The organism is Candidatus Symbiopectobacterium sp., from assembly GCF_020054415.1.
Taxonomy (GTDB): Bacteria; Pseudomonadota; Gammaproteobacteria; order Enterobacterales; family Enterobacteriaceae; genus Symbiopectobacterium.
On record NZ_JAHWCO010000517.1, the window covers coordinates 1 to 7,144 of the forward strand.

Below are 7,144 nucleotides of genomic sequence, written 5' to 3' on the forward strand. Positions count from 1 at the left end.
CTGCGTAACCGATTGCAACGGCTCAATCGCAAGACGCTCGGATATTCAAAATCATCCGAAATGCACGATAGGATCATCGGTACTTACATCGAACGCGAGTACTACGTTTGATGCTACATCAACTCATTGAATACACGACCTGACTCGGCGTGTCTTGCATTCAAGGCCTCTGTCACAACGCGAATCAATGACGCGTAAGTGACAGAGGTGCTTTATCACCTCGCCTATGACACCAAAAAGGACCGCACACGATGGGATTTCGTTGGGAAATCATTCAGTAATATGCCCCGTTGTTTATGGAAGGGGCCTAGATGACAATAAAATGTACGCTTATCTGCGTTATTTTGGGGACCTGCTGGGGGCTGACGCTCGGATTAGGCCGCCTGGCGCAAGCGCCGCACGGCCCCTAGAAGTGGATATTACACTATGGCGTACAGTGGCCTGTGCGTATTTATGTCAGCGCGTTGCGCGGTACGCCACTTTTCGTTCATATTATGGTGGTGCATTTTGCATTGATTCCATTACTCATTAACCCGCGCGACGGTTTATTCGTCAGCGGTGGCCTGATGTCTGCGAATTTCGCACGCATGCTACGTGCCGACTACGGTGCCTTCCTATCGTGTATCGTGGCAATCACCCTGAATGCCGGTGCCTATGTGTCCGAAATTTTCCGCGCTGGCATTCAATCTATTGACCGCGGACAGATGGAAGCATCGAGTTCATTGGGCATGAGCTACGGCCGCACCATGCGCAAAGTCATTCTTCCTCAGGCATTTCGTCGCATGCTGCCGCCGCTTGGCAACAATGCTATCGCCATCGTCAAAGATTCATCACTCGCTTCTGCGATTGGGCTGGCCGATCTCGCCTACGAGGCACGTACGGTGTCAGGTGCCTGTGCCACCTATTGGGAACCCTATTTGACCATTTCTCTGGTTTATTGGGTCATCACTTTCCTGCTCTCGGTTCTGGTGCGGCAGATGGAAATAATGTTAAGCAAAAGTGATTAAAGTGTTAATAATTTGAAAAAACATTTTGGTGATACCCATGTCCTGCGCGGTATCAGTTGCACTATCGCACCACAGGAAGTGATCTGCATGATCGGCCCTTCCGGTTCGGGAAAAAGCATGTTCCTGCGCTGTTTGAATGCGCTGGAAACGCCGACCGGTGGTGAAATAACCGTCAACGGATTTGCGTTGCACAATCCCAAAACCGATCTCAACCGGTTACGTGAAAGCGTAGGTATGGTATTTCAGCGCTTCAATCTGTTTCCACACATGACGGTGTTGGAAAACATGATCATTGCCCCTATGGACGTGAAAAAGCTTTCACGCCCCCCAGGCTGTTGAACGCGCCCGTCACCTGTTAGAAAAAGTTGGCCTGCTCGATAAAGTGGATGCCTAGCCCAATAGCCTTTCTGGCGGACAACAACAGCGCGTCGCCATTGTCCGCGCATTGGCCATGGAACCGGCCATTATGATGTTTGATGAGCCCACCTCAGCGCTTGATCCGGAGCTGGTAGGCGAGGTGCTGCCGGTCATGAAAACGCTGGCAACAGAGGGAATGACCGTGGTGATCGTGACCCACGAAATGGCATTTGCCCGTGAAGTTGCAGACCGTATCATCTTTATCGATCAGGGAATTATTCAAGAAGAGGGAGAGCCGGAAGCGCTATTTACGGCACCGACCAATCCACGAACTCAAGCTTTTCTCAGTAAAGTCCTTTAACACCGCAGTGGCGTACGCGATGCGCGCGCTGCTTCTCACCACCCGGTGATCAGCGAAAACACCAGCCAGAAAAGGCAGACAATAACCGCACCGCTGGACAGTACCATCAGCGTCATATTGCCTTTGAAAATCACACTAAAAAACACGCCGATCAGCACGGAGGCTGGCATCAGCGCCAAAAAAACGGCCAAGTGTAGAGCATAAAGAATAACGTGGTATTGGTGCCATAAACCAAAATTGGCACCACAACGGCAAGCCAGTAGAAAGAAAAACCGGCGATGGCTCCCATAAACGGGTAGGTGCGTTCATCTTCACGCACCCTTGGCCACTTACTTACCGATAACTGCGTTACTGTAACACTCCGCACCACCGCGAAAGGCGGTGACACCTGACAGAGCCAATCAGACTTTGATAATAGCACGACTGTGCAGTAGATCTAATAACTGATCGGTCAAATTTGTTACCAATTGTTCGCCTTCCAAGCGCAGCTCAGGCGCGTGTGGCGGCTCATAGACGGCATCGATACCGGTAAAATTGGTCAGCGCGCCCGCTCGTGCTTTCTTATATAATCCTTTAGGATCACGCGCTTCGCATACTGCCAACGGTGTATCGACAAACACTTCGATAAACTTTCCTTCCGGCAGCGATTCGCGCACCATCTGGCGCTCTGCACGATGGGGGGAAATAAACGCCGTCAGCACCACCAGCCCGGCATCCCCCATCAGGCTGGCCACTTCGCCCACACGCCGAATGTTTTCGCGCCGATCGGCATCAGAAAAGCCCAAATCGCGGCACAGCCCGTGGCGCACATTGTCGCCATCAAGCAAATAGGTGCTAACACCGAGTTGATGTAAACGCTGTTCCAGTTGCCCTGCCAGCGCGGACTTTCCTGACCCTGACAGGCCTGTGAACCAGATAACCGCCCCTTGATGGCGATGCAATCGCTCCCGATCGCGGCGTACCACCGGGTGATCGTGCCAGACAATGTTTTCATCACGAATAATATTGTCATCATGAATGTTGTCATCACGATGGTCATAAACGGCGTGATGCTTCTCTTGTGGAGGCAACGCCATGCTACTTCCCTCCCAGCAGATCGCGCGCACCCCAATGCGGGAAGTGACGGCGCACCAGCGCATTCAACTCCAGCTCAAACGCACTATAGGCGGACGGTTCTTGCGTCACCTGAGCAATCGCCTCGCGTACTAGGCAGGCACCGACGGTTACGTTGCTCAGTCTGTCGATAAAAATCATACCGCCCGTGGTGGCGTTTTGCTGATAGGGCTCCAGCAGCAGCGGCTCATCAAAGGTCAAATCCACCAGACCTATACCGTTCAACGGCAAACTTTCAGTAACACGCTGCGTCAGTGAATTGATCTCAACCTGATACTGAATATTGTCTACCCGCGCGCGGGTTTTCTTGCCCGCAACCTTGATGTCATAGATATGCCCCGGCACCAACGGTTGCTCCGCCATCCACACCACATAGACCTGCGCATGCTGCACCGCACGCAGCTCATCTGCCTCCGGCACCAACAGATCGCCACGGCTGATATCCACTTCATCGGCCAGCACCAGCGTGATCGCTTCCCCCGCATGGGCCTGTTGCAGATCGCCATCAAAGGTCACGATGCGTGTCACGGAAGAGGTTACGCCAGATGGCAACACCCTCACGCGCTGTCCGACCTGCACCACGCCGGAGGCTAGTGTTCCGGCATAACCGCGAAAATCCAGGTTGGGCCGATTCACGTACTGCACCGGGAAACGCATCGGCTGCGTATCGCTATCACGCGTAACGTCGACCGTTTCCAGCACGTCCAGCAGCGTAGGGCCGCTGTACCATGGCATGGTAGTGCTTGGCGTCGCCACATTATCCCCATCCAGCGCGGAGATAGGCACGAAAGTCACCTGAAACGATGACGGGAGTTGCTGGGCAAAATCGAGGTAATCCTGCTTGAACTGCTCAAATACCGTTTGCTGGTAGTCCGCCAGATCCATTTTATTCACCGCCACGACTAGATGGCTAATACCCAGCAACGTGGCAATAAAGCTATGACGACGGGTTTGATCCAGTACGCCTTTGCGCGAATCGATCAACAGGATCGCCAGATCGCAGGTCGATGCCCCGGTCGCCATGTTACGGGTGTACTGCTCATGACCGGGGGTATCGGCGATAATGAATTTGCGTCTTTCCGTGGAGAAATAGCGGTAGGCGACATCAATGGTAATACTCTGTTCACGCTCGGCCTGCAAACCGTCCACCAGCAACGCCAGATCCAGTTTCTCACCCTGCGTACCTAACCGCTTGCTGTCGTTGTGTAACGTGGAAAGCTGATCTTCATAGATCTGAAGCGTGTCATGCAGCAAGCGGCCAATCAAGGTACTTTTGCCGTCATCGACGCTGCCGCAGGTCAGAAAGCGCAGTAAACTTTTGTGCTGCTGCGCGTGCAAATAGGCTTCGACGCCATCCTGATCGGCAATCTGTTGTGCAATGCTTTGGTTCATTTGACGATTCCTTAGAAATACCCTTGACGCTTTTTCAGTTCCATCGAACCGGCATGATCCCGGTCAATGACGCGCCCTTGCCGTTCGCTGGTGGTCGAGATCAGCATCTCTTCAATGATTTCCGGCAGCGTCTGCGCGTGCGATTCCACTGCGCCGGTCAACGGCCAACAGCCGAGGGTACGGAAGCGCACCATGCGCTGTTCGATAACCTCTCCCGGTTGCAGATCGATATGATCGTCATCCACCATCAGCAACATGCCGTCACGTTCCAGCACCGGACGCGGAGCGGCCAGATAGAGCGGCACAATGTCGATATTTTCCAGGTAGATGTATTGCCAGATATCCAGCTCCGTCCAGTTGGAGAGCGGGAACACGCGAATACTTTCCCCTTTGTTAATCTGGCCGTTGTAGTTATGCCACAGCTCTGGGCGCTGATTTTTCGGGTCCCAGCGATGAAAACGGTCGCGGAAGGAGTAGATACGCTCTTTGGCGCGGGATTTCTCCTCATCGCGCCGAGCACCACCGAACGCAGCATCAAAGCCGTATTTATCCAGCGCTTGCTTCAACCCTTCAGTTTTCATGATATCGGTATGCTTGGCGCTACCGTGTACAAACGGGTTAATGCCCAACGCTTCGCCCTGCGGGTTACGGTGCACCAGCAGTTCGCAGCCGTAGGCTTTGGCCGTGCGATCACGGAAGGTGTACATCTCGCGAAACTTCCATCCGGTATCCACATGCAGCAGCGGAAACGGCAACGTGCCGGGATAGAAAGCCTTGCGCGCCAGATGCAGCATCACGGAAGAATCTTTGCCGATGGAGTACATCATCACCGGATTGCTGAATTCTGCCGCCACTTCGCGAATTATATGTATGCCTTCCGCTTCAAGCTGTCGCAGGTGCGTCAGTCGTTTCTCGTCCATAACCCTTCCTCAAGCCAAATTCACGAGCGCAGAACGTCCGGTTTGCCCGGTCTCCTGCGTCTGTAGACCAAACCAGGCGATTTGATGGTGCAGTACAACCACCTCGCCAATCACCAATAATGCCGGCGTCGGAGCCTGATGTGCCAAGGTCTCCAACTGCGCCAGCGTGCCGATGTTCACGAACTGATCCGCTCGCGTACCACGGCTAATCACCGCCACTGGCGTATCCGATGCACGCCCATGGGCGATCAGCTGCTGGCTGATTTCCGCCGCCTTCACCGTGCCCATATAGATAGCGAGCGTCTGGCGCCCGCGCGCCAGCGTGGACCAATCGAGCGCTTCGCCGTCGGGACGACAGTGCCCGGTAATGAACAGTACGCTTTGCGCGTAATCACGGTGGGTAAGCGGGATACCGGCATAGGCGGTAACGCCCGCAGCCGCCGTGATCCCCGGTACGATTTGGAAAGGAACCCCGGCCTTTGCCAAGTATTGCACTTCCTCACCGCCGCGCCCAAAGATGAACGGATCGCCGCCTTTCAGGCGCACCACACGTTTACCGCTTGATGCCAGCGTAAACAGCAGACGGTTGATCTCCCCCTGCGGCAATGAGTGCGCGGAAGCGCGCTTGCCGGCGCAGATTTTTTCCGCATCGCTGCGCACCAGCTCCAGCACTTCCGGGCTCACCAGATGGTCATAGAGCACCACATCCGCCACTTGGATCAGTTGTAAACCACGCAGGGTCAACAAACCGGCGTCTCCCGGCCCGGCCCCCACCAGCGCTACATCCCCCTGCACCTGCTGAGGTTGATCCAACTGCTGGCGCAGGGTTTCTTCTGCCACCTTCTGTTGCCCGGCGGCGATCTGGTCAGCAAATGGGCTATTAAACAGCCGCTCCCAAAACTGACGACGCGCACGCATCGAATGAAACCGCTCTTTGACCCGATCGCGCCATTCCCCTGCAACTCGGGCCATATCACCCAAACTGGCAGGCAGCAATGCCTCGAGTTTCTCGCGCAATAAGCGCGCCAACACCGGCGCCTGTCCGCCCGACGAAATCGCCACCACTAACGGCGAGCGATCGACAATAGACGGAAAAATAAACGAGCATTTGTGCTGGTCGTCCACCACGTTAACCAGGCGATAGCGCTGCTGCGCCGCTTTAGACACCGCCGCGTTCAACGCTACATCATCGGTAGCGGCGATCACCAGAAAGACCTTATCCACCTGTTCTGGGGAGAATTCCTGCGCCAGCCAGTGCAACTGACCGGCGTGGTGCTTTGCCAATAGCGGTTCTGTCAGGGATTTGGCCACCACATGCACGTCGGCACCCGCACGCAACAGTAAATCAATCTTGCGCGTTGCTACCTCACCACCGCCGACCACCAACACTACACGCTGCTTCACGTCAGCGAACAAAGGGAGATAGTTCACAATCGCCTTAACAAAGTTAAAAATTGGATAAGTAGACTATACAGTGCTGTAGGAAGGGTTATGAAATGCCTAATTGGAATGATAAGTTCCGTAATGGAATAAAAGTGGGGCAGGAAGCGCAGCGTAATGCTTATCGATTGATTTTTATTGGATTATAAAAACATATTTAGGCTCATACAGCGTGAATATCACCGCTGTGAGAAAAAATTTCAGGTTGAGGAATTATGCGCTAAGCCCAGTCAGGTCGGCCATCTCTGACCGACCTGGGGGTTATTCACACTTGCGTTGATGTTTCCAGAGCCTGTTTAAGATTTTGTGTAAATGCCTTTCCTCAGAAGTGACCGTCAAGGCGGTAACCGAACTCGATAATAAAGCGAATCATTGCAATACGCCAGTCCTGTAAGGGCATCGTCCATTTATGTGATGCCGCCTGGATTGCCAGCCATACGACCTTCTTCACCGAGTCATCAGTCGGGAACACCTTGCGTTTCTTGATTGCATGCCGGATCACGCTGTTCAGTGATTCTATAGCGTTCGTCGTGTAGATTACCTTGCGAAGTTCC

At 53.9% G+C, this 7,144-nt stretch carries 6 protein-coding genes and 3 pseudogenes; 3 read left to right on the plus strand and 6 right to left on the minus strand.

Features of this window, described 5'->3' with window-relative positions; translation table 11 throughout:
- The 3 genes and pseudogenes from QZ506_RS14990 to QZ506_RS15000 form a co-directional block, all read left to right on the plus strand.
- Window positions 1-111 (plus strand): IS1 family transposase (locus QZ506_RS14990; protein ID WP_291968255.1); only part of this gene is annotated, 111 nt, incomplete at its 5' end.
- 185 nt (window positions 112-296) lie between these two features.
- A pseudogene (locus QZ506_RS14995) lies at window positions 297-1,007 on the plus strand (amino acid ABC transporter permease).
- Window positions 1,008-1,094: 87 nt separating this feature from the next.
- Window positions 1,095-1,725, plus strand: a pseudogene (locus QZ506_RS15000) (amino acid ABC transporter ATP-binding protein).
- A 35-nt stretch (window positions 1,726-1,760) separates the two neighbouring features.
- On the opposite strand, the pseudogene QZ506_RS15005 reads toward QZ506_RS15000, so the two are convergent.
- The 6 genes and pseudogenes from QZ506_RS15005 to QZ506_RS15030 form a co-directional block, all read right to left on the minus strand.
- A pseudogene (locus QZ506_RS15005) lies at window positions 1,761-2,092 on the minus strand (DUF3561 family protein).
- Window positions 2,093-2,126: 34 nt separating this feature from the next.
- The gene (gene cysC / locus QZ506_RS15010) at window positions 2,127-2,864 is read right to left on the minus strand and encodes an adenylyl-sulfate kinase (RefSeq protein ID WP_291972114.1); all 738 of its coding nucleotides are present in this window, start codon (window positions 2,862-2,864) and stop codon (window positions 2,127-2,129) included.
- Complete coding sequence (gene cysN / locus QZ506_RS15015; protein WP_291972116.1) at window positions 2,803-4,230, minus strand: sulfate adenylyltransferase subunit CysN; 1,428 nt, start codon at window positions 4,228-4,230, stop codon at window positions 2,803-2,805. The genes cysC and cysN overlap by 62 nt, the downstream gene beginning before the upstream one ends.
- Before the next feature lie 11 nt (window positions 4,231-4,241).
- Window positions 4,242-5,150 carry a sulfate adenylyltransferase subunit CysD gene (cysD, locus tag QZ506_RS15020; protein WP_291972118.1) on the minus strand — a complete coding sequence of 303 codons (909 nt, stop codon included), beginning with the start codon at window positions 5,148-5,150 and terminating at the stop codon, window positions 4,242-4,244.
- Between the two features lie 9 nt (window positions 5,151-5,159).
- Complete coding sequence (gene cysG / locus QZ506_RS15025; protein ID WP_291972120.1) at window positions 5,160-6,581, minus strand: siroheme synthase CysG; 1,422 nt, start codon at window positions 6,579-6,581, stop codon at window positions 5,160-5,162.
- Between the two features lie 331 nt (window positions 6,582-6,912).
- The coding region (locus tag QZ506_RS15030; protein ID WP_291972122.1) for a transposase at window positions 6,913-7,144 on the minus strand (232 nt) is incomplete at its 5' end.

Coding starts and splice junctions, on each gene's coding strand:
- cysC (WP_291972114.1), bottom strand. CDS start 2,864: ATGCGCTGGTGCGCCGTCACTTCCCGCATTGGGGTGCGCGCGATCTGC.
- cysN (WP_291972116.1), bottom strand. CDS start 4,230: ATGAACCAAAGCATTGCACAACAGATTGCCGATCAGGATGGCGTCGAA.
- cysD (WP_291972118.1), bottom strand. CDS start 5,150: ATGGACGAGAAACGACTGACGCACCTGCGACAGCTTGAAGCGGAAGGC.